Annotated in this window: 20 protein-coding genes; 8 read left to right on the top strand and 12 right to left on the bottom strand. The window is 72.9% G+C overall.

The genetic code is table 11. The features are described from left to right. Window positions 1-190: 190 nt before the first annotated feature. Window positions 191-1,141, bottom strand: coding sequence for a hypothetical protein (locus tag ACH4MY_RS25830; protein WP_398006083.1), 951 nt, complete (start codon window positions 1,139-1,141; stop codon window positions 191-193). 444 nt (window positions 1,142-1,585) lie between these two features. On the opposite strand from ACH4MY_RS25830, the gene ACH4MY_RS25825 reads away from it, so the two are divergent. Beyond that, the gene (locus ACH4MY_RS25825) at window positions 1,586-3,106 is read left to right on the top strand and encodes a chitinase (protein ID WP_398006082.1); all 1,521 of its coding nucleotides are present in this window, start codon (window positions 1,586-1,588) and stop codon (window positions 3,104-3,106) included. A gap of 119 nt (window positions 3,107-3,225) precedes the next feature. Here ACH4MY_RS25825 and ACH4MY_RS25820 read toward each other — a convergent pair whose 3' ends face one another. Next, the gene (locus tag ACH4MY_RS25820) at window positions 3,226-3,960 is read right to left on the bottom strand and encodes a PIG-L deacetylase family protein (RefSeq protein WP_398006081.1); all 735 of its coding nucleotides are present in this window, start codon (window positions 3,958-3,960) and stop codon (window positions 3,226-3,228) included. A 141-nt stretch (window positions 3,961-4,101) separates the two neighbouring features. Here ACH4MY_RS25820 and asnB point away from each other — a divergent pair, with 141 nt between their 5' ends. The 6 genes from asnB (at window position 4,102) to ACH4MY_RS25790 (ending at window position 11,344) form a co-directional block, all read left to right on the top strand. Then, window positions 4,102-5,919, top strand: coding sequence for an asparagine synthase (glutamine-hydrolyzing) (asnB, locus tag ACH4MY_RS25815; RefSeq protein ID WP_398006080.1), 1,818 nt, complete (start codon window positions 4,102-4,104; stop codon window positions 5,917-5,919). A gap of 22 nt (window positions 5,920-5,941) precedes the next feature. Continuing rightward, on the top strand, window positions 5,942-6,919 hold the full coding sequence (locus ACH4MY_RS25810; protein WP_398006079.1) for a hypothetical protein: 978 nt from the start codon (window positions 5,942-5,944) through the stop codon (window positions 6,917-6,919). Between the two features lie 91 nt (window positions 6,920-7,010). Then, on the top strand, window positions 7,011-7,757 hold the full coding sequence (locus ACH4MY_RS25805) for an SDR family oxidoreductase (protein ID WP_398006078.1): 747 nt from the start codon (window positions 7,011-7,013) through the stop codon (window positions 7,755-7,757). Between the two features lie 112 nt (window positions 7,758-7,869). Continuing rightward, a complete protein-coding gene (locus tag ACH4MY_RS25800) occupies window positions 7,870-9,435 on the top strand; it encodes a class I tRNA ligase family protein (RefSeq protein WP_398006077.1) in 1,566 nt (521 codons plus the stop codon). Between the two features lie 186 nt (window positions 9,436-9,621). Then, entirely contained in the window at window positions 9,622-10,926 is a 1,305-nt protein-coding gene (gene mshA, locus ACH4MY_RS25795) for a D-inositol-3-phosphate glycosyltransferase (protein WP_398006095.1), read from the top strand. A gap of 217 nt (window positions 10,927-11,143) precedes the next feature. Then, window positions 11,144-11,344, top strand: a complete 201-nt coding sequence (locus tag ACH4MY_RS25790; RefSeq protein WP_398006076.1) for a hypothetical protein — start codon at window positions 11,144-11,146, stop codon at window positions 11,342-11,344. Between the two features lie 142 nt (window positions 11,345-11,486). Here ACH4MY_RS25790 and ACH4MY_RS25785 read toward each other — a convergent pair whose 3' ends face one another. The 7 genes from ACH4MY_RS25785 to ACH4MY_RS25755 all read right to left on the bottom strand — a co-directional run bounded on the left by ACH4MY_RS25785 (window position 11,487) and on the right by ACH4MY_RS25755 (window position 17,397). Beyond that, window positions 11,487-12,539: a LuxR C-terminal-related transcriptional regulator gene (locus ACH4MY_RS25785; protein ID WP_398006075.1), complete on the bottom strand. Its 1,053-nt coding sequence runs from the start codon at window positions 12,537-12,539 to the stop codon at window positions 11,487-11,489. A gap of 160 nt (window positions 12,540-12,699) precedes the next feature. After that, on the bottom strand, window positions 12,700-13,755 hold the full coding sequence (locus ACH4MY_RS25780; protein ID WP_398006074.1) for a LuxR C-terminal-related transcriptional regulator: 1,056 nt from the start codon (window positions 13,753-13,755) through the stop codon (window positions 12,700-12,702). Between the two features lie 98 nt (window positions 13,756-13,853). Further along, window positions 13,854-14,294 (bottom strand): Fur family transcriptional regulator, encoded by a 441-nt coding sequence (locus ACH4MY_RS25775; protein ID WP_398006073.1) that lies wholly within the window; start codon window positions 14,292-14,294, stop codon window positions 13,854-13,856. 112 nt (window positions 14,295-14,406) lie between these two features. Next, complete coding sequence (locus tag ACH4MY_RS25770; RefSeq protein ID WP_398006072.1) at window positions 14,407-15,300, bottom strand: SAM-dependent methyltransferase; 894 nt, start codon at window positions 15,298-15,300, stop codon at window positions 14,407-14,409. Between the two features lie 167 nt (window positions 15,301-15,467). Further along, window positions 15,468-15,839 carry a GNAT family N-acetyltransferase gene (locus ACH4MY_RS25765; protein WP_398006071.1) on the bottom strand — a complete coding sequence of 124 codons (372 nt, stop codon included), beginning with the start codon at window positions 15,837-15,839 and terminating at the stop codon, window positions 15,468-15,470. A gap of 257 nt (window positions 15,840-16,096) precedes the next feature. Beyond that, window positions 16,097-17,008: a M56 family metallopeptidase gene (locus ACH4MY_RS25760; RefSeq protein ID WP_398006070.1), complete on the bottom strand. Its 912-nt coding sequence runs from the start codon at window positions 17,006-17,008 to the stop codon at window positions 16,097-16,099. Then, a complete protein-coding gene (locus tag ACH4MY_RS25755) occupies window positions 17,005-17,397 on the bottom strand; it encodes a BlaI/MecI/CopY family transcriptional regulator (RefSeq protein WP_398006069.1) in 393 nt (130 codons plus the stop codon). The genes ACH4MY_RS25760 and ACH4MY_RS25755 overlap by 4 nt, the downstream gene beginning before the upstream one ends. Before the next feature lie 83 nt (window positions 17,398-17,480). Between ACH4MY_RS25755 and ACH4MY_RS25750 the strand changes: the two genes are divergently transcribed. Further along, window positions 17,481-17,648, top strand: a complete 168-nt coding sequence (locus tag ACH4MY_RS25750; RefSeq protein WP_398006068.1) for a hypothetical protein — start codon at window positions 17,481-17,483, stop codon at window positions 17,646-17,648. Window positions 17,649-17,679: 31 nt separating this feature from the next. On the opposite strand, the gene ACH4MY_RS25745 is transcribed toward ACH4MY_RS25750, so the two are convergent. The 3 genes from ACH4MY_RS25745 to ACH4MY_RS25735 form a co-directional block, all read right to left on the bottom strand. Then, window positions 17,680-17,961 carry a metal-sensitive transcriptional regulator gene (locus ACH4MY_RS25745; protein WP_189834861.1) on the bottom strand — a complete coding sequence of 94 codons (282 nt, stop codon included), beginning with the start codon at window positions 17,959-17,961 and terminating at the stop codon, window positions 17,680-17,682. Window positions 17,962-18,001: 40 nt separating this feature from the next. Then, window positions 18,002-20,266 (bottom strand): heavy metal translocating P-type ATPase, encoded by a 2,265-nt coding sequence (locus ACH4MY_RS25740; protein WP_398006067.1) that lies wholly within the window; start codon window positions 20,264-20,266, stop codon window positions 18,002-18,004. Between the two features lie 157 nt (window positions 20,267-20,423). Beyond that, window positions 20,424-20,705: a heavy-metal-associated domain-containing protein gene (locus ACH4MY_RS25735; RefSeq protein ID WP_398006094.1), complete on the bottom strand. Its 282-nt coding sequence runs from the start codon at window positions 20,703-20,705 to the stop codon at window positions 20,424-20,426. Window positions 20,706-20,760: the final 55 nt, after the last annotated feature.

Here is a 20,760-nt window from a genome sequence, read left to right as displayed (position 1 = left end):
CGGGGCCCCCCCGGCGGCGGGGCCCCCCCCCCCCGCCCGGGGGGCGGGGGGGCCCCGGGGGGGCGGGGCCCCGGGGCGGGGCCCCCCCCCCCGGGGCGGGCCCCCCCGCCCCGGCCGTCCGGCCCGCCGGGCTGTCCGGCAGGTCGGTCGATGCGGCCGGTCGAGCCGTCCCGCCCGCCGAGCCGTCCGGCTAGTCCAGCTGCGCGAGGTGCTTCCTGTTGGTGTCGTCCGTGGCCTGCTGGTCCTCGGACATCCGGAGGATCAGGTCGGGAAGCGTGCCGCCGAGGTGGTCGCCGAAGGCCGTCGTGGCCTTGGACAGGTTGTCCAGGACCGTGTCGAGCGTCGGGGCGACCGACGCGGCGAGGGACCCGCCGGCCGCGGCGGTGGCATGCGCGGCGGTGGCCGTGCGCAGAGCGCCGCCGGTCGTCCCGAGGAGCTGGGTGGAGACCTCCCGGAGCCGTCCGGCCGCCCGCTCGTGCTCGGCGTGGTCGACCTTGACGCCCTGGCCCGCGTCCCGCGCGGCGTCCGGGACGAGGCTGCCCCGGGCGCGGCCCGTGCCCGCGCCGGCCCCGGCTCCCCGGTCTCCGACGGCCCCGGCGAGATCGGTGGCGACGCCGTCGAGGCCGGCGACGGCCGGATCCCGCTGGAGGCGGCTCAGTACGCCGACGATCTGCTGACCGCACCTGGTGGTGACGGTCCGTGCCGAGGTCTGGGCCACCGCGATGTTGGTGGCGACCACGTCGTCGGCCGCGCCGAAGACCAGTGCCCCGCCGACGAGCTCTGCGGTGGTGGTCACGGCGCAGGTGGCGGCGACCTGGACGACTTCCGCCTTGGCGGTGGCGAGGGTGTCGGCGATCGCGGTCGCCGCCTGGGACGTGATCGCCGCGGCGTCCGAGACGGAGCGGACGTCCTGGTGCATGATCTTGTTCCAGTGCCCGGCGAGCGCGTCCATCGCCTCCCCGCGGCCGGACGACAGAAGGCGCTGGATGTGCGCGTTCGCGTCGCCCGCGTCGTTCCAGATCGCGTCGGCGAAGGCGCGGAGGCTCTCCGCCGTGGAGTAGTAGGGCTCCTGCTCGGCCTCCGGCTGTGCGAGCAGCTGGTCGATCAGGGCCTGGTAAAGGTCCGAAACATAGTCGCCCACGGCGCGAACTCCCCCTCGTCACGCGCGTGTTGGTCGCACGCGCCCCCACGTGTCCCACTCACGTTTCCACGCACCCCGTGGGCCCACAAGGGCGGTCTCCGGTCGATGTGCGGTCGATGTGCGCGATCCGGGGCGGCTCGGCCGTCCGTCCCGGCGGCAGTCCGTCCGCCGTCGCGTGTCGGCCGGGCCGGGTGCGCGCGGGGCGTCGTCGGCGTGGCTCATTGGACCAATCCGTCCGTTCGCGCGCATCGGGCCAGTACGCGCCCACCTTCACTGGATGCACCACGCAACGACCGCGCGAATTGGTCTAGTCCATGTTTTGTTCAAGCGCTGCCCAAGTCATTGACGCGGCCGGGACGACGGGGTTTCCGTATGGCAAATGCCGTGCGCCCCAACGGTGTTGGCGCACACCCCGCCCCCACACACAATCATTGGATTGCCATGATGAGACGCGTACGGTCCCTCCGCACCGCCCTCACGGCCGCGGCGACCGCCGTGGCCGCCCTGGGCCTCGCGGCGACCGCCACCGCCCCCGCCCAGGCGGCGACGCCGCTTCCCGAGCACGTCTTCGCCCCGTACTTCGAGGCCTGGACCGGGGAGAGCCCGGCCGCCCTCAGTGCCCAGTCGGGGGCCAAGCACCTGACGATGGCCTTCCTCCAGACGGCGGCGAAGGGCTCGTGCACCGCGTACTGGAACGGCGACACCGGGACGCCGGTCGACCCGGCCTCGTTCGGCGCCGACATCAAGACCATCCAGTCCCGCGGCGGCGACGTCATCCCCTCCTTCGGCGGGTACGCGGCCGACACCACCGGCACCGAGATCGCCGACAGCTGCACCGACGTCAGCCAGATCGCGGCCGTCTACGAGAAGGTCATCACGACCTACGACGTCACCCGGCTCGACATGGACATCGAGGTCGACGCGCTCGACAACACCGCCGGCATCGACCGCCGCAACAAGGCCATCAAGCTCGTCCAGGACTGGGCCGCCGCCAACGGTCGCAAGATCCAGATCTCGTACACCCTCCCGACGACCACCCACGGTCTCGCCGCGAGCGGGCTCGCCGTGCTCAAGAACGCCGTGACCAACGGCGCGCGGGTCGATGTCGTCAACCTCATGACCTTCGACTACTACGACAACGCCGCCCACGACATGGCCGCGGACACCAAGACCGCCGCCCAGGGCCTCTACGACCAGCTCGCCAAGCTCTACCCCGCCAAGACCCCCGCCCAGCTCTGGGGCATGATCGGCATCACCGAGATGATCGGCGTCGACGACTTCGGTCCCGCCGAGACCTTCACCCTCGCCAACGCCCGTACGGTCTACGACTGGGCGGTCTCCAAGGGCATCAACATGCTCTCCTTCTGGGCGCTCCAGCGGGACAACGGAAGCTGCCCCGGCGGCGCCGCCGCGGACAACTGCTCCGGCATCCAGCAGAACACCTGGGACTTCTCGCACGTCTTCGCGCCGTTCACCAGCGGCACCACCGCACCGGCCGACGACTTCTCGGTGACCGCGACGCCGGCGTCCGCCACCGTCACGGCGGGCTCCTCCACCACGGCCACGGTGAAGACGGCGGTCACCGCCGGTTCGGCCCAGACGGTGAACCTCACGGTCGGCGGACTGCCCGCCGGTGTCACCGCCTCGCTCAGCCCCGCCTCGGTGACGACCGGGGGTTCCTCGACCCTCACGGTGAACACCACGACGGCCGCGGTCTCGGGCACCTACCAGATCGTGGTCAACGGAGCGAGCCCCTCGGCGGGTCACGCGGCGGTGCTCACGCTGACCGTCACCGGCGGCACCACCGCGTGCACGGCGGCCCCGTGGGTCACCTCGGCCGTCTACACCGGCGGCCAGCAGGTCTCGCACAAGGGCCACACCTGGAAGGCCAAGTGGTGGACGACGGGCGAGGAGCCCGGCACCACCGGCCAGTGGGGCGTCTGGCAGGACCTCGGCGCCTGCTGACCACCCCGTCGGCCCGGTGTCCGTCGCCCCCGGCGGCGCGGCGCCGGGCCGTCCGGCCGGGGTCCGCCGACACGGCGGGCCCCGGCCGGTGCCGTTCCCGTGGTGCCCGCCCCCTCCGCTCAGTCGATGTGCACGACCTGGAACGCCTCCGCCATCCGGCCCGCCGGCAGTCCGCCGGCCTGGGCGTGCTCGCCGAGCCAGGTGCGGAGGAGACCGGCGAGGTCGTCGAAGTGGGCGGTCTGGGAGGTGTGGATGCGCAGTGCCTGGACCTTGCGGTCGAAGACGGAGGTGACGTCCACGTACTGGTTGGGGGTGGGTCCGGTCATCAGCCACAGTTCGTGGACGGTCCACGGCTCCAGGCCCTCCTCCTTCAGGAGGGAGGCGTGGGCGAAGGGGTTGCGGGCCTCGGGGTAGACCGCGCGCAGGCAGGCGTCGCCGACCGCGCGGTGGTCGGGGTGGAGGTCGGCGACCCGGGCCCAGTTGATCTCGGGGGAGGGGATGATCGCGCGCTGCGGGCGTACTTCGCGGATGACCCGGCACAGGTCGCGGCGGAGTTCCACCGAGGCTTCCACGAAGCTGTCGGGGTAGCCGAGGAAGCGGACGTCGGCGACTCCGCTGAGTTTGGCGGAGTGGACCTGTTCGGCGCGGCGCAGGTCCGCCATGGCCTGGCGGGGGAGCTGTTCGTCGTAACCGCCGGCGCCGCCGTCCGTGACGATGCAGTACGTGACGCGGGTGCCGCGTTCGATCCACTGCATGACGGTGCCGCTGACGCAGAACTCGATGTCGTCCGGGTGTGCGGCCACGACGAGCAGCGACGCGGGGGCGGTGCGGTCGGTGTGGTCGAAGTCCTCCATGGGGTCAGCCTGTTGGGGTGCGGGGGGCGTCGCAAGGCCGGTTCGTGGCGTGAACTGGACATGGCACTTACGCGCCATTCAAAAACTTGGTAGATTCAAATCATTGGGTGTGACAGGTGACGTGCTTGGAGGGTGACCGGTATGTGCAGGATTTTCGGCTCCTTCGCCGCCGGGGCGGCGACCGGCGCGGACCGCCCCGAGCCGGCCCAGCTCGCGGCGGTCTCCGCCCGCCAGCGCCACGGCGGACCCGACGAACACCAGGTCCTCAGCGGGCCCGGCTGGGCCCTCGGCTGCGACCGCCTCGCCGTGACCGATCCCTGCGGCGGGCAGCAGCCCTACCGGCTGCCGCACCTCCCCGGCATCCTCGCCGTGCTCAACGGCGAGCTCTACAACCACGCCGAACTGCGCCGGACCCTCGCCGCCCGGGGCCACCGCTTCCCCGACCGCTGCGACGGCACCCTGCTCCCCGCGCTCTACGCCGAGTACGGCCCCGCCTTCGCCGAACACCTCGACGGCATGTTCGCCGTCGCGATCCTCGACCTGCGCCCCGGCAGCACCCGGCTCGTCCTCGCCGTCGACGACATGGGCATGAAGCCGATCCACCTGCACCACGACCCGTACGACGGCTCCACCCGCTTCGCCTCCGAGATCCCCGCCCTGCTCGCCTTCGAGGGCGTACGGATCTCCCCGCGCGAGGACGCCCTCGACACCCTCCTCGCCACCCGTACCTCCTTCGCCACCCACACCGCGCTCGACGGGGTCGGTGTCCTGCCGCCCGGCGCCACCGCGCTCGTACGGCCCGGCACCGCACCCCTCGTACGCCGCCGCGGCCCCCACCGGGCCGCCCCCGTCGGCGACACCCAGGACGTCCTGCGGCACGAGGTGCGCCGGCTCGCCGAGGCCGAGGTGCCCGTCTGCGCCATCACCAGCGGCGGCCTCGACTCCGGGCTCGTCACCGCACTCGCGGCCGAACACGCCCGCGAGACCGACGCGCCGCCGCTCCACACCTTCCACCTCACCTACCGGGGGCGGTGGCCCGACTCCGAGGCCGCGTACGCCCGTTCCGTCGCCCGCCGGACCCGGACCGTGCACCACGAGGTCTCCGTCGACCCCGACGAGCTGAGCTCCCTCCTCACCCGGACCGTCCGCCACCTCGGCCAGCCCAACGCCGACCCCATCACCCTCTCCACCTACGCGCTCTTCCGCGCCGTCCGCGAGAACGGCTTCACCGTCGCCCTCACCGGCGACGGCGCCGACGAACTCTTCGGCGGGTACGACCGGATGCGCGCCGCGCTCGCCGCCCCCGCAGGCAGCGACTGGGCCGGCGCCTACGCCGACTCCCTCTCGGCCGCCCCCCGGCTCCTGCGCGAACACCTCTACACCGCCAACTACCGCGCCCACATCGCCGACCAGGGCTCCGCCGCCGACCGCATCGAACAGGAGCTGCGCTCCGCGGAGGCCGTCGGCGAGGACCGGCTCACCGCGATGACCGCCTTCGAGACGCGCTGGCGGCTCCCCGCGTACCACCTGCGGCGCGTCGACCACCTCTCCATGGCGTGGGCCGTCGAGGCGCGGATGCCCTTCTGCCAGCCCTCCGTCGTGACCCACGCGCGGGCGCTGCCGACGGCCGCGCGCACGGGGAAGCGGGCCCTGTACGAGGCGGGCGCGGAGCTGCTCCCCCCGGCGGTCCTGCGCCGGCCCAAACAGCCCTTCACCCTGCCGATCGCGGCGATGATCGCGCCCGGCAGCCCGCTCCTGGACACGGTCAGGGAGCTCCTCTCCCCGGCCCGGCTGGTCCTCGGCGGGAAGGTCCGCGCGGACCGCGTCCAGAAGCTCCTGGCACGCCATTTGGAGCGCCCCTCGCACCACGACGCCCAGGCGCTCTGGGCCCTGGCGGTCCACGAACTGTGGACGGAGGTCGTCCAGGGCATGCGGATCCCGGTGGGCTGTGCGGCCTGACCCCCCGGGACCTCCCGGTCCCGTGCCCGTCCCCACGGCCGTCGCCACCGTGGTCCGGGCCCACGACGCCCCCGGTCCCACCCTCGTGCTCCGGCTCGATCAGCTTCCGCCCGGGGCGCTCGCCCTCGGCGGGGAGCTGGCGCGGCTGCGCCGGGCGCTCGCCCTGGGCCCGTATCCGGACCTCAACAAGATCGCCCTGTACGGGAGATCGCCCCATCCGGGCGTCGATCTCGACTACCGCTTCGTCCAGGCCCTCCCCGGCGGCGGTTTCGACTTCCGTACCGGCTGCGGCCATTCCCTCCTCGCCTGCGTCGTCGCCGACGCCCGCACCGCCACCGACGCCCGCACCGCCACCGGCACCGCCACCGCCACCGACACCCACACCCACACCGGCACCGACACCCGCACCGGCACCAGGACCGGCCCCGGCCCCGTCACCGTCCGGGCCGTGACCACCGGTGACACCGTGCTCTGCGAACCCCACGCCGGCACGGCCGCGTACACGCTCAGCTTCCTCAAGGCCCCGAACGCCCCCGGCACCCTTCCCACCGGCCGTCCCCTCGACGTCCTCGACGGCATCCCCGTCTCCCTCGTCCGGTACGGCAATCCGTACGTCTTCGTCGACGACCGGCACCTGCCCGGCGAGGGGCTCCAGGAGCGGCTGCTCTCCCTCCGGGCCGCCGCCGCCCGGCTCCTCGGCTATCCGCCGCACTCCGCCCTCCCGAAGATCGCGGCCTTCACCTCCGGGCCCGACGGGATCGCGGTCCGCGCCCTCACCGTCGGCGGCTGGCACCCCCGGCTCGCCCTCACCGGGGCCGCCGCCCTCGCCGCCGCCGGAACGCTCGACGGGACCGTCGTGCCGCCCGTGCGCGGCGAGGTCCGGACCCCCGGCGGTACGGTGACCGTCTCCGCCGCGCCCGACCGCGTCCGCGTCCACCACAAGCGCGCCGACGTGCTGGAAAGGCTCGAACTGCCGTGGCGTATCCACGCAACGGCGTGAATGCGCACCCCTCTCACCAGGGCCGGAGTCCGCTTCCTCTGCCACGCTGAAATGGACCGGCAATCGGTATCCGTGGGGAGAGCAGACACACATGAAATTCGAGAATCTGCGTGTCGTCGTGACCGGGGCGTCCCGTTATTTCGGTCGTGCGCTCGCCGTCGGATTCGCCCATCTCGGCGCCGAGGTCTATGTCTCGGCCCGTACGGTCGAGGCCGCCGAACGCACCCGTACCGAGGTCATGGGCTCGGCCCGTGACCGTATCCACGCCTTCGGCTGCGACCTCAGCAAGCCGGCCGAGATCCGGGAGTTCGCCGCCCGCGTGGGCGAACGCACGGACCGGGTCGACCTGTTGGTGAACAACGGCGCCCGCTGGCTCGACGGCATGGACCTGGAGGCGGCCAGCGACGCGGAGATCGTGGAGACGATCGAGTCGACGGCCGGCGGCACGGTCCTCATGGTGAAGCACTTCCTGCCGCTGCTGCGCGGCTCGCTGCGGCCCGACATCGTCAACATGGTGGCCGTCCGCGACGCCGAGGGCGCCTCCGCGGCGGCCGCGGGCGCCGCCCACGAGGCCTTCTGGGCGGCGAAGAGCGCCCAGGCCGGATTCGCCGACATCCTCTCGCGCCGGCTGCGGCCCTCCGGGGTGCGCGTCTTCTCCCTCTTTCCGCCCGACTTCTCGACCTCCGATCCGCGGTTCGCGGAATGGGACGGAACGAATCCGGACGGAATGGCGCCCGACGAGAAGCTGACCACGCAGGCCCTTTTCGAATGCGTCGTCTACGCCGTCGAGCAGCCCCGTGACTGCTTCATCCGCTCCTTCCACTTCGAGCCCCGCTGACCGGCCGGCCGACGGTCTCCCCACTTCGACCCCGCTGATCGCCCTGCGCCGACAGCGCTCCGCCGTACGCGACCGCTGAAGCCACCGCACCACAGCGTCAAGGAGGTCCCACATGAGCACCCCTGTCTGGATCACCGCGACCCCTCCCGCCACCCACGGCGAACTCCACATCGGCCATCTCGCCGGGCCGTACGTCGCCGCCGACGTCCTCACCCGCTATCTGCGCGCCGAGGGCGAGGCGGTCCGGTTCACCACCGGTACCGCCGATCACGCCAGCTCGGTCGAGGTCCGGGCGCTGCGCCACAACCGCAAGCCCGAGGAGGTCGCGGAGGGCTACCGGGCCGCGATCACCGCGGACTGGCTGCGCTCGGGCGTGGAGTTCGACCACATCGTGCGCCCGCGCCGCGACAAGGGGTACGGACGCTGGGTGCAGGACCTGTTCGGGCGGCTCTTCGCGCAGGGGGTGATCGCCCCGCGGACCCGTCTGCTGCCGTACTGCGAGCCCTGCGACCGCTGGCTGCACGGGGCGCACGCGACCGGCACCTGCCCGCACTGCGGCGCGGTCAGCGACGGCGGCATGTGCCACGAGTGCGCCCGTCCGAACGACGGCGGCGACCTCATCGCCGCCCGCTGCGCGCTCTGCGACACCCCGGCGGTGGCCCGCCGTTGCCGGCGGCTCTACGTCCCCCTGGAGCCGTTCCGGGAGACGCTCGCCGACTACTGGGCGACGGCGGGTCTGCCGCCGCGGCTGGCGGCGCTGTGCGAGTCGCTGGTCGAGGACGGTCTGCCGGACATCGCGGTGAGCCATCCCGCCGAGTGGGGCCTTCCGGTGCCCGTCGAGGGCTTCCCGGACCACCGGATCGACGGCTGCTTCGAGGCGGCCGCGATGCACCTCTTCGGCTACGACGTGAAGGGCCCGCTGCCCCGCCGCGCGATCCACTTCTGCGGTTTCGGGCACGCCTTCTGCCATGCCGTGCTGCTGCCGGTGCTGCTCCTCGCGCAGGACATCAAGCTGCCGCAGGACTTCAACGTGAACGAGTCGTACGTGATCGAGGAGGGCGTCCAGGAGGGCAACGTCTGGGCGCTCGACCTGCTCACCGAGTACGGCTCCGACACCCTGCGCCGCCATGTCCTCCAGGCCCGCCCGCTCGGCCGCCGCACGGTCTTCCGGCGGGAGCGGCTCGCCGCGGCCCGGCGGGAGCTGGACGAGAACTGGAACAGCTGGCTGTCCCGGCTCTTCGCCGCCGTACGGGAGGAGTGCGACGGGCTCGCCCCGCAGGCGCTGCCCGGCGGCACCGGCTGGGAGATCCTGGAGCGGCGGCTGCACCGGGGCGTGGACGATCTGCGGGAGGCGTACGGCCCGGACGCCTTCGACCCGCGCCGTGCGGTGGCCGTCCTGGACGAGATGGTCCGCTCGGCGGCCGACTTCGGTCATGTCAACGCCCACGAGCGGTGCCGGCCCAGTACCTCCTGCCGTCATCTCCCCGCGCTGGCGGCCCAGTTGGCGGTGGCTTCGGCGCTGTCGGCGTGGGCGCGGCCGGTGATGCCGGAGGGGGCCGACCGGCTCGCGGCGGCGCTCCGGGCGACGCCGGGCCGTCCGGTCGACTGGCAGGCCCTCTCGGCCCCGCTGCCGGGGACCCGCCTGGCGCCTCCGTCGGGGCCGGTCTTCGGGTTCTGACCCTCACTACTAAGCAACTAAGTATCCCAGTAGCCAAGTAGGCGAGCGAGCAAGCAGGCGAGTGAGCGAGTAGCCCGTAAGTGCCCGAGTTCCCACCCCTGCCGCGTGACCGTGCGCGCGCGAGCGACGCGCAGGGGCACGTGGCCCCCCACTCCTCAGGAGTCCCACGTGTCCCTGCGCGTCGCCATGCTCAGCGTCCACACCTCCCCGCTCCACCAGCCCGGGACGGGGGACGCCGGCGGGATGAACGTCTACATGGTCGAGCTCTCCCGCGCCCTGGCCGAACAGGGCACGGAGGTCGATCTGTTCACCCGCTGCGGGGACGAGGGCCTGCCCCCGCTGGTCGAGCTCGCTCCCGGTGTCCGGGTCCGGCATCTGCACGCGGGGCCGCGCCGGGCACTGCCCAAGGAGGCCATGCCCGATCTGGTGGTGCCGTTCTCGCTGGCGCTGCTCAAGGAGGAGCGGCGCTACGACCTGGTCCACTCGCACTACTGGCTCTCCGGGCAGGCCGGCCGGATCGCCTCGGTGGGCTGGCGGATCCCCCTGGTGCACACCGCCCACACCCTGGCCCGGGTGAAGAACGCCTCGCTCGCCGCGGGTGACACCCCCGAGCCGGAGCTCCGGGTGCGGGGCGAGCACCAGGTGGTGGCCGCGGCCGACCGGCTGATCGCGAACACGGCCGACGAGGCGGAGGCGCTGCGGGCGCTGTACGGGGCGGAGGGGGAGCGGACCCGGGTCGTGCGTCCGGGGGTCGATCTGCGGACCTTTCATCCCGGGGACGGCCGGGCGGCGGCGCGGGCCCGGCTCGGGCTTCCGGCGGACGCGTTCGTGCCGCTGTACGCGGGCCGCATACAGCCGTTGAAGGGCCCGGACGTGCTGGTGCGGGCGGTCGCCGAGCTGCTGCGCGAGTCCCCTGAGCTGCGCCGGAGGCTCCTGGTGCCGGTGGTCGGCGGGCACTCGGGCGCGACCCGTGAGGGGACGGCCTGGCGGCTGGCCGGGGAGCTGGGGGTGACCGATGTGCTGCGGTCCTGCCCGCCCGTGCCGCAGGAGCGGCTCGCGGACTGGTACCGGGCGGCGGACGTCCTCGTGGTGCCTTCGCGCAGCGAGTCCTTCGGGCTGGTGGCCCTGGAGGCGCAGGCCTGTGGGACTCCGGTGCTCGCGGCGGCGGTGGGCGGACTGCCGACGGCGGTGTGGGACGGGGTGACGGGGCTTCTGGTGCACGGTCACGACCCGGTGGAGTACGCGAGCAGGCTCCGCCTGCTGGCGGCGCACCCGGAGGTGGTGGAGAACATGGGGAGGGCGGCGGTGCGCCATGCGCGGGGGATGAGCTGGCGTGCGTCGGCCGCCGAGACCGTCGAGGTGTACCGGGGGGCGCTCGCGGAGACGCGCCGGCCGGTCTTCCCGGGGGTGGTGGGGCAGGGGCGGCGGCACGCCCCTGCCCCGGCGGCCCCTCTCTCCTGGAGGAACGAGAAGGCCGTAGCACAAGTCTAGCACCTCTTTTGGTTCGACCAAAGATATGGGGAGCTCCGGATCGGTTAATTCCGTTGTGGAGAAGGCGGATTGACGCATCCACGCCATGGCGGGTCCACGCAGAGACGATCCCTGGATTCGATTCGAGGGCCCGGACAGAATGGAGATGTCTTCAGGGAACGCCCGGCGGCACGGGCCCCCGGAAGGCGGAATTCACATTCCAAGTCCTGGAGGAATCATGTCTGTTGCGCAGAACGCCGGTTTCCGCAAGGCCGCCCGTCAGCTCCTGGTCGCCGCGGCGGCGTGTACCGTCGTCGCGGGCGGCGCCGCCTTCGCCGTCGCCTCCGACAGCGGGCCGGTCACCCCGCAGACCATTGCCGGCGTTTCCGAGGACAACGGCTGGCCGGTCGTTCCGCCGAAGCCCACCCCCACCAACTGACGCAATCCCTCGGGAAATTCACCCGGAACGCACGGCCCGGGGAATTCCCCGCCGCCCGGCCCCGCAATCGCTGCCACGATTGTGGGGCCTCGCGCTGTTTCCCGCACCGCCGCAGACCGCCCGAATTCCCGCTGCCGGCAGGTCAGTCCAGCCAGCCGAGCCGCACCGCGCGGGCCCCCGCCTCGAAACGGCTCGTCGCCCCCAGCTCCTGCATCAGCTCCGAGATCATCCGGCTGACCGTCCGCAGCGACACCCCGAGCGTCCGGGCGATCCGCTCGTCCTTCATCCCCGAGGCCAGCATGTGCAGCGCCGCCCGCTGCTGCTCCGAGAGGCCGTCGCCCCCGGCCTCCGCCGTCGCCTCGTTGCCGTACGGCGTCGCCGTGTGCCAGCAGTGCTCGTACAGGCTCAGATACGGCCGTACGAGAGCCCTGCCCCGCGCCAGGATCGCGCCCTCGCCGGGCTCCTCCGGGCGGATCGGCACCAGGGCGAACTGCTGGTCGGCGATGATCAGGTTCATCGGCACGACCGGGGCGAGCCGGATCTCCACCCCCAGCTCCGCCCGCTGCCCCAGGAACTTCTCCATGTCCGGGTCCGTGGCCTCCTGCCGGCCGTAGATGGCCCGCACCCGCACCCCGTTGGCGATCTGCCGCCGGTCCCGGTCGAGCATCCGGTCCGGGTTCTGCCGCCCCGGCGTCCCCGGATGCAGCGAGGCGGAACTCTCCTGCATCACATCGGTGATGTCCTCGATGGCCTGCTGGATCCTGCGGTAGTCGGTCAGCGCCTCGACGTGCGCCTCCGCCCGGGTCAGCGCCTCGGCCCGCAGATAGGAACCGGCGAGGATCTCCAGCGTGCTGTACGCCTCGTCCGCCTCGGCCAGATGCTCCCGCAGCCGCTCCCGCTCCCGCTCCAGCAGGCGGAGCAGCGCGATCTCCGGGTCGATCGCCGCCACCGTGTCCGTCTCGGAGCGCCAGCTTCCGTCCTGTACGGCGGCGACGGTGGCATGCGCCTGACCGGTCGGCACGATGAGGCCCAGGGTGAGCAGTTCGCCACGACATCGCTCGTACTCGTCCGGCGCGAGCCCGAGGTCCCTGCGGACCTCCTCGAAGTCCGAGACGCCCCGGCGGCGCAGCTCCTGGTACACGGCCAGCAGGACCTCGGTCGCGCCGTCCCCGATGCCGTCGCCCGCAGTGACCATGGCGAAGTGACCCCCCTCATTCTCCGAGTCGCCCCGCCCTCACCTTGTCATACGGCTCGGCGGGAGTCCGTCGTGCAATGCCCGTACCCGTACTGGTCTCGGTACGGGTATCCGTGCTCGCAGCGCCTGCACCTACCGTGTCGCACCGGAACTCCTTGGACTAGACCCCGTGTTCGGATCCCTCGCCGTCGAGCAGGCCGAGCCGGGCCGCCTTCACGCCGGCCTCGAAGCGGCTCGCCGCCCCCAGCTCCTGCATGACCTCCGAGAGCAGCCGGCTGACCGTCCGGAGCGAGACCCCGAGACTGCGCGCGATCTGCTCGTCCTTGATCCCGGAGGCCAGCATGTGCAGCGCGGCCCGCTGCTGGTCGGACAGGCCGTCGCCGCCGCCCTCGCCGGGCTCCTCCCCGTACCGGGAGGCCGCCTGCCAGCAGTACTCGTACAGCGCGAGGTACGAGCGGACCAGGCCGGGACCGCGGGCCAGGATGGTGGGCGAGTCCGGTTCGTGCGGGTCGGTCGGCAGCAGGGCGAAGTTCTCGTCGGCGAGGACCATGTTCATCGGGACGACGGGGGAGAGCCGCAGCTCCACGCCGAGCGCGGCCCGGTCCTTCAGGTGCTGGGTCATCTCGGGCACGGTGCCGACCCGGCGGCTGTACATGGCGCGGACCCGCACCCCGCGGGCGGCCCGGGAGCGGTCCCGCTCCAGCTCGGCGGCCATGTCCTCACGGCGCACCGAGCCGGTGTGCATGACGTGGACGGCGGTACGGACGGACTCCGTGAGCTCCGTCAGCTCCCGCAGCACCCGCTGCGGGTCGGTGACGATCTCCACCTCGACCTCGGAGCGGGGGGCGGCCCCGGCGCGCAGGAACGGTCCGGCGAGGGCTTCGAGCGCGGTGTGCGCGCGGCTGGTCGCGGCGAGCCGGTCCTGGAGCCGGTCGCGCTCCCGGCGCAGCAGCCGCAGCAGGGCGACATCGGGGTCGACGACGATCCGGGCTCCGGTGCCGGGGGGAGTGTCCGATTCCGCTCGGTCCCGGGGGGCCTGCGGGGCGGTGAGTCCTAAGGAGGCGAGTTCCTCGCGACAGCGCTCCCGCTCCTCGGAGGAGAGCTCCAGGCGGTCCGTGGCCTCGTCGAAGGTGCTGTCGGGGCGGGCGCGGAGCTCCTGGTAGACGGCGAGAGCCTGCTCGCTGCCCACACGGGACACGGCGGCGTTTCTGGACACGGCGCAGCAGACTCCCCTCGGATCCACGCGGACCCTGTTGAATCGCCCCGCTAGACCCTGCCACACATTCGAACGACACGCACGGAGTTGAACGGCCGTCAGGCGGCGGGGACGCTCGCCCGGCAGTCGGGGCACAGGCCCTTGAAGACGACCTCCGCGTCCTCGACCCGCCACTCCGACAGGGCGCCCTTCGGCGGCGCGGGCGCGACGGCCGTGACGTTCTCCACCCGGCCGCACACCGTGCACAGCGCGTGCTGGTGCGCCGGTCCCGAGACCTCGAAGACCGCGGGCAGGCCGGGCCGGTCGAACTTGCTGACCAGACCCGTCTCCTGGAAGTGCCGCAGCATCTCGTACACGGCCTGGCTGGTCAGCGTGCCGAGCCGCTCGCGGGCGGTCGTGGTGATCGCCTCGACGTCGAGATGGCCGCCGGCGGCGAGCACCGTGAGCACCTCCAGGCGCGGGCCCGTGACCCGCAGCCCGACATCGCGCAGACGCTGGATCACCGCCTCGCGGCCCGTCAGCTCTTCCACGACTGCCATCTTCTCCGCCCGCCACCTGGTCGGCTCAAACTTTTGTGGGCATCTTACCTCTTGCTCGTCAACCTCGTCAGGTGTGCTTGTTCGACCTCGTCAGGTGCTCGGAGGCCGTCCGTCAGTCGTCCGCCCTGCACACGAGCAGGACGGACTCGGTCCGCTCGTCGATCCGGTGCCGCCGCCGGCCCTCGATGTGCAGGCCCGCGGAGTGCAGCTCCGCCGCGAGCCGCTCGGGGTCCACGATCCACTTGTCGGTGGTCAGCACGACCCGCTCCGTGGAGAGCTTCCCGGTCCTGGCCGCGTAGTAGGTGATCCGCTCGCTCATCGACGGCAGGTCGAAGACCTGCCGGGCCACCACCCACTCGTCGATGCCGTCGAAGCGGGGCACCTGGAACGCCCAGGTCCGCCGCGGTTCCTCGATGAGGCCCGGCAGCTGGTGCGCCGTGTAGTCCAGGGCGAGCGCCCCGCCCGTCTCCAGATGGGAGGCGATCTCCCGCAGCAGCGCGGGCCGCCGTGCCGGGGGTACGGCGGTGACCATGGCGCCCGCGAGCAGCGCGAGCCGGTAGCTGCCTTCGAGCCGCAGCTCGGTGAGGTCCGTCCGATGGGGGACGACGAGCCCGGCCACCTGCGGACCGATCCGGCGGGCCCAGCCTTCGAGGCGCTCCAGGGCCGAGGCGTCCCGGTCCACGGCTTCCACGGCGAAGCCGTGCCGGGCGAACGGGACGGCGAGCCGTCCCGCGCCGGAGCCGAGGTCCAGAACGGGTCCGCCGGTGGAGCGGGCGAGGCTGAGGTACCGGACGATGTCCGCGCTGTGCGGGCCGAGCAGGGCGTCGTGCAGCCAGACGGAGCTCTCGTCGGCGGGGGAGACGGACTCGAGCCCGGGAAGGGTGTCCGGGGTGACCCGGACGCCGGCCCCGGGGGCGGGCTCCTGCTCCCGGCCGTATCGGGACGGCAGGACCGGAGCGAGCGCTGCGGGCACGACGGGCAGGGAAGTGCCGCTCGGTGTGTGCATCGCTCCTCCAGGGGCTCGCTCGGTCCATGCCGTCCGGACGAGGTACCCGTGCCGCCGGGACCGCGCCGCTGGACCCATCCTGACCTGGGGAGGGAGCCCCGATCCACCGGATCGGGCTGCGTGAACACGCGATGGCGTGGATCTGCCACGCCCTGAAGTTCGGTCTCTCAGACGAGCGTTCGGCTGAACCGGCGGGGGGAGAGGGAGGTGAAGCCCAGGTGGGTGTAGAAGGGAAGCGCCGGGTCCGTCTCCGCCGGGAGCTCCACCCGCTGGTCCCTGGCCCCGTAGTTCCGCATCCGGTCCGTGGCCGCCGCGATCAGGGCCGTACCCACGCCCCGGCGGCGGGAGCCGGCCGCCACGGCCAGGGCGTACACCTCGCCCTCGCCCGGGACCGGGACGCCGCCCGCGGCGGCGCCGACGACCACGCCCTCCGTGTCGGTCGCGACGAGCCAGCCGAGCCAGCCGGGCGCGCCGCCCGGAATTTCAATTTCCGCGCGTATGCGGGGGAGTGCGCATTGTGCGGAGATCAGTCGCCGCATCGGGATTTCGTCCAGGATTCCCGCGTAGCTGCTCCGAATGACGTCGGCGAGCAGCCTGGATATCGTCGTCGCATCACCGGCCGCGGCCGTTCGAACGCCAGCCAGCTGCATCGGTTCTGTACCCTTCGACGTGCCGAGCCCGATCCCCCAACATACCCACAATAGCCGGGAATTCAGTGGGCCGTGACCGATGCGAAATCTACGAATTCGCTTAGTAAATAAGGCTGTTCGGCAGGCCGGTCGTTGAAGCGAGTAAATTATCCGGGGAAGGAACAGCAGGCGACGATCAGCGGCGCCATCGCGAGTCCGGCGGACGCGATGGTCAGCAGACCGCGCAGAACGGGGTGTCCCGCGCTGTACGGGGTGAGGATGCGCCGCATCCGCAGCGCCGCCGACGGACCGCCCGCCGCGAAGGCGGACCGGGGCGCCCGACCCGAGGCGAGCGCGTACAGCGCGGTGGCCAGCGCGTCCCGCGTACATCGGCGCAACGCCCGGTCGTCCGCCGCCATCTCCAGCAGCAGCGGTACGGCGGCCCCGCCGTACCGTGCGAGCGGGAGGCGCGGGAAGACGGCCGAGAAGGCCTCCGTCGCCGCGACCAGCAGATGGTGCCGCCCCGCGATGTGCGCCCGCTCGTGCGCGAGGGCCGCCGCGAGCTGGTCCGGGGTGAGGGCGTGCACCGCGCCCGAGGAGACGACGACCCGGCGCGAGCGGCCGGGCAGGCAGTAGACGGCGGGGCGTTCGTCGTCGAGGACCGTGGCCCGCAGGGCGGGGTCGTACCGCCCGACGAGACGCAGCACCCCCGCGTGCCGCACCCGCACCCGCCGCGCCCTGACCAGTCGGCGGACGAAGGCGACGGCGGGCACCGACAGCACGGCGAGGGAGAGGGAGAGGGCGAACCGCTCGCGGCCGTCGAGGTGGAGGATCTGCCCGACCGTGGGCAGGCGCAGCGTGAGCAGCATGTCCGCCAGGTGGTGGCTGCTCTCGCCCGACATGACCATCTGGGCGGGCAGCAGGGCGGTCGCGGCGGCGAAGACGGCGCCGCACGCGGCCCAGACGCCGAGGGCGAGCCGGGGCACCTGCTGGGCCCAGTGCGCCCTGGCCACCAGCCAGGGCACCAGGAAGCCGGTGAGGGCGACGAGTCCGGCCGGGACGAGGACGTGGTGGTTCACGCGCCGCTCCCGCCGCCGGGGTGCGGGTCCTGGTCGGCGCGGGCGGCGCGCAGGGCGGCGTCGAGGGCGTCCATGTCCTCGTCCGAGATGACCTCGACGAAGCGCAGGAGTGCGGCGGGGCGGTCCTGGCTGTCGCCGAGGGCGTCCCGCATGAGTCCCGCGGTGTACTCCTCGCGGCTGCGGACGGGCTCGTACAGCCAGGCCCGGCCGGCCTTCTCGCGGCGGAGCCAGCCCTTGCGGTGCAGGATGTCCGCGACCGTCATCACGGTCGTGTAGGCGACGCGGCGGCCGCGGTTGATGTCGTCGACGATCTCGCGGACCGTGGCGGGCCGCTGCCAGGCCCACAGTCGGTCCATGATCTCGGCCTCCAGCTCTCCCAGCCGGCGCACGTGCATCCCCTCCCCCTACGGGCGGCTCATCGTACGGGCCGGTCTCCTCGCCCAGGTATACCCCCCAGGGGTACGGTGGCAGGATGTCGCCCCTCATGAACGGCCTCATGAAGAACCGCCCCTGCGCGACAGTCTGCGGCTCCGGTCCGCCCGGATCGGTGGAGCTGGTGCTCCTCCGGCAGCTGCTCGGCCTCTGTCTCCGGCTGAGTCTCACGCTGTCCGCCGACTGTTCCTCGCGCAAGGGCGGTTGATACCGCCGCGATAGTCCGTCACGTCACCCGGTCAGGTCCGGATCAGCCGGGCGATGGCCTTCGACGCCTCGCCCACCTTCTCCTTCGCCTGGTCCCCGCCCTGCGCGATGGCCTCCGTGACGCAGCAGCTCAGGTGCTCGTCGAGCAGGGCCACCGCGCAGGACTGGAGGGCCGCGTTGATCGCGGAGACCTGGGTGAGGACGTCGATGCAGTAGACGTCCTCGTCGACCATCCGCTGCACCCCCCTGACCTGGCCCTCGATGCGGCGCAGGCGTCTGATGATGTCTTCCTTGTGCTGTCCGTAACCGGCCACGACGGGCTCCTCGGGGATTCGGCGGGGAAGGGAGGTCGTGTCAGCGGTCGGCGGCCTGGAAGCCCCGCAGCCGCAGGCTGTTGCCGACCACGAAGACCGAGGAGAAGGCCATGGCCGCGCCCGCGATCATCGGGTTGAGCAGTCCGGCCGCGGCCAGCGGCAGGGCAGCCACGTTGTAGGCGAAGGCCCAGAACAGGTTCGAGCGGATCGTGCCGAGCGTCTTGCGGGAGAGTCGGATGGCGTCGGCGGCGGCCCGCAGGTCCCCGCGGACGAGGGTCAGGTCACCGGCCTCGATGGCGGCGTCCGTGCCGGTGCCCATCGCCAGGCCCAGGTCGGCCTGGGCGAGCGCGGCGGCGTCGTTGACGCCGTCGCCGACCATGGCGACCGAACGGCCCTCGGCCTGCAGCCTCTTGACGACGTCGACCTTGTCCTGCGGCATGACCTCGGCGATGACCTCGTCGATGCCGACCTCGGCGGCGACGGCCTCGGCGACCGCCTTGTTGTCACCGGTGAGGAGGATCGGGGTCAGACCGAGCCCGCGGAGCCGCCGGATGGCCTCGGCGCTGGTCTCCTTGACCGCGTCGGCGACCTCCAGGACCGCGCGGGCCTCACCGTCCCACGCCACGGCGATGGCGGTCTTGCCGGCCTTCTCGGCCGTGTCCTTGGCGGACTTGAGGTCCGCCGGGAGCGCCATGGCCCACTCGTCGAGGAGCTTCTCGCGGCCGACCAGGACGGCGTGTCCTTCGACGATTCCCTGCACACCGAGACCGGGGATGTTGGCGAAGTCCTCGGGGGTGGGCAGCGTGCCCACCCTGGAGGCGGCGCCGGTGGCGACGGCCTGGGCGATGGGGTGCTCGGAGGAGTGCTCCAGGGCGCCCGCGAGCCGCAGGACGTCCTTCTCGGCGACGCCCCCGGCGGTGTGGACCTTGATGAGGGTCATGCGGCCGGTGGTGACGGTGCCGGTCTTGTCCAGGACGATCGTGTCGACCTTGCGGGTGGTCTCCAGGACCTCGGGGCCCTTGATGAGGATGCCGAGCTGCGCGCCGCGGCCGGTGCCGACCATGAGGGCGGTCGGGGTGGCCAGGCCCAGGGCGCAGGGGCAGGCGATGATGAGGACGGCGACGGCGGCGGTGAACGCGGCGGTGAGGCCCTGTCCGGTGCCGAGCCAGAAGCCGAGCGTGCCCAGCGCGAGGGCGATGACGATCGGGACGAAGACCGCGGAGATCTTGTCGGCGAGGCGCTGGGCGGCGGCCTTGCCGTTCTGCGCGTCCTCGACGAGCTTGGCCATGCGGGCGAGCTGGGTGTCGGAGCCGACGCGGGTGGCCTCGACGACGAGCCGGCCGCCGGCGTTCAGGGTGGCGCCGGTGACGGAGTCGCCGACGGAGACCTCGACCGGCACGGACTCGCCGGTGAGCATGGAGGCGTCGACGGCGGAGGAGCCCTCGACGACGGTGCCGTCGGTGGCGATCTTCTCGCCCGGACGGACCAGGAAGCGCATCCCGACCTGGAGATCGGCGGTCGGTACGGTGACCTCCTGGCCGCCCCGCAGGACGGTGACCTCCTTGGCGCCCAGCTGCATCAGCGCCTTGAGCGCGGCGCCGGCCTTGCGCTTCGAGCGGGCCTCGAAGTAGCGGCCCGCGAGGATGAAGGCGGTGACGCCGGCCGCGGCCTCCAGGTAGATGTTCCCGGCGCCGTCGGTGCGGGCGATGGTGAACTCGAAGGGGTGGGTCATGCCGGGCGTGCCGGCGGTCCCGAAGAACAGCGCCCACAGGGACCACAGGAACGCGGCGATCGTGCCGACCGAGATCAGGGTGTCCATGGTGGCGGCGCCGTGCCTGGCGTTCGTCCAGGCGGCCCGGTGGAACGGCCAGGCCGCGTACACGACGACCGGCGCGGCGAGCGTGAGGCTCAGCCACTGCCAGTACTCGATCTGGAGGGCCGGGACCATCGCCATCGCGATGACCGGCACGGCCAGCGACACGGCGGTGATCAGCCGCTGCTTGAGGGGCCGCAGTTCCTCCTCGGCCTTCTCCTCGTCGGAGGGGCCTTCGGCGCCCGGGGCCTCGGACTTCGGGGGCGCGGGCTCGGCGGCGGTGTAGCCGGTGGCCTCGACGGTGGCGATGAGCGCGGCGACGTCGATGTCGGCGTCGAAGGTGACCTTCGCCTTCTCGGTCGCGTAGTTGACGGTGGCCTCGACCCCGTCCATCCGGTTGAGCTTCTTCTCGATGCGCGCCGCACACGAGGCGCAGGTCATGCCGCCGATGGCGAGCTCGACCTGGGCCGTGCCGGGTGTCGTCGTTGTCATGAGACTGCTTCCTCGTGAGTACGGGGTCGGGGGCCGGGGCCCGGTCTCGCGGGCGGGCCCCGGCGGCCGGGGTGGTGCGGGCGGTGGTCGCCGGGCCGGGCGGACCGTGGGTACCGGGACGGGGGACGCCGGTGGGTGCGGTCGGCCCGGCGGCGGATCAGGCGCGGCCGGTGAGCTCGTAGCCCGCGTCGTCGACCGCCGCGGTGATCGCCGCGTCGTCGGGCGCGCCGCCCGTGGTCACGGTCACCAGGCCGCCGGCGACGTCGACGTCCACCGAGAGGACGCCGTCGAGCGCGCCGACGGACTTGGTGATCGCGGTCTTGCAGTGTCCGCAGGTCATGCCGGTGACGGCGTAGACCGTGACGGTGCTGTCGGCGACCGCGACGGCGGTGGTCTCCGTGGTCGAGCAGCTGTTGTCGGGGGTGCAGCAGGAGCCCATGGCTTCCTCCTCGGTCGGTTCCACTGTGGTTTCCCTCTGGCCGGATACCCTCGGG

This window comes from Streptomyces sp. NPDC017246 (assembly GCF_044331325.1).
Classification (GTDB): Bacteria; Actinomycetota; Actinomycetes; order Streptomycetales; family Streptomycetaceae; genus Streptomyces.
This window is presented reverse-complemented; position numbering and strand designations above follow the sequence as displayed.

Bases quoted from the DNA above. Each gene is read 5' to 3' on its own strand.
- ACH4MY_RS25785 (WP_398006075.1), bottom strand. From the start codon at position 12,539: ATGGTCACTGCGGGCGACGGCATCGGGGACGGCGCGACCGAGGTCCTG.
- ACH4MY_RS25825 (WP_398006082.1), top strand. From the start codon at position 1,586: ATGAGACGCGTACGGTCCCTCCGCACCGCCCTCACGGCCGCGGCGACC.
- ACH4MY_RS25765 (WP_398006071.1), bottom strand. From the start codon at position 15,839: ATGCGGCGACTGATCTCCGCACAATGCGCACTCCCCCGCATACGCGCG.
- ACH4MY_RS25805 (WP_398006078.1), top strand. From the start codon at position 7,011: ATGAAATTCGAGAATCTGCGTGTCGTCGTGACCGGGGCGTCCCGTTAT.
- mshA (WP_398006095.1), top strand. From the start codon at position 9,622: ATGCTCAGCGTCCACACCTCCCCGCTCCACCAGCCCGGGACGGGGGAC.
- asnB (WP_398006080.1), top strand. From the start codon at position 4,102: ATGTGCAGGATTTTCGGCTCCTTCGCCGCCGGGGCGGCGACCGGCGCG.
- ACH4MY_RS25820 (WP_398006081.1), bottom strand. From the start codon at position 3,960: ATGGAGGACTTCGACCACACCGACCGCACCGCCCCCGCGTCGCTGCTC.
- ACH4MY_RS25800 (WP_398006077.1), top strand. From the start codon at position 7,870: ATGAGCACCCCTGTCTGGATCACCGCGACCCCTCCCGCCACCCACGGC.
- ACH4MY_RS25790 (WP_398006076.1), top strand. From the start codon at position 11,144: ATGTCTGTTGCGCAGAACGCCGGTTTCCGCAAGGCCGCCCGTCAGCTC.
- ACH4MY_RS25770 (WP_398006072.1), bottom strand. From the start codon at position 15,300: ATGCACACACCGAGCGGCACTTCCCTGCCCGTCGTGCCCGCAGCGCTC.
- ACH4MY_RS25735 (WP_398006094.1), bottom strand. From the start codon at position 20,705: ATGGGCTCCTGCTGCACCCCCGACAACAGCTGCTCGACCACGGAGACC.
- ACH4MY_RS25775 (WP_398006073.1), bottom strand. From the start codon at position 14,294: ATGGCAGTCGTGGAAGAGCTGACGGGCCGCGAGGCGGTGATCCAGCGT.
- ACH4MY_RS25740 (WP_398006067.1), bottom strand. From the start codon at position 20,266: ATGACAACGACGACACCCGGCACGGCCCAGGTCGAGCTCGCCATCGGC.
- ACH4MY_RS25750 (WP_398006068.1), top strand. From the start codon at position 17,481: ATGTCGCCCCTCATGAACGGCCTCATGAAGAACCGCCCCTGCGCGACA.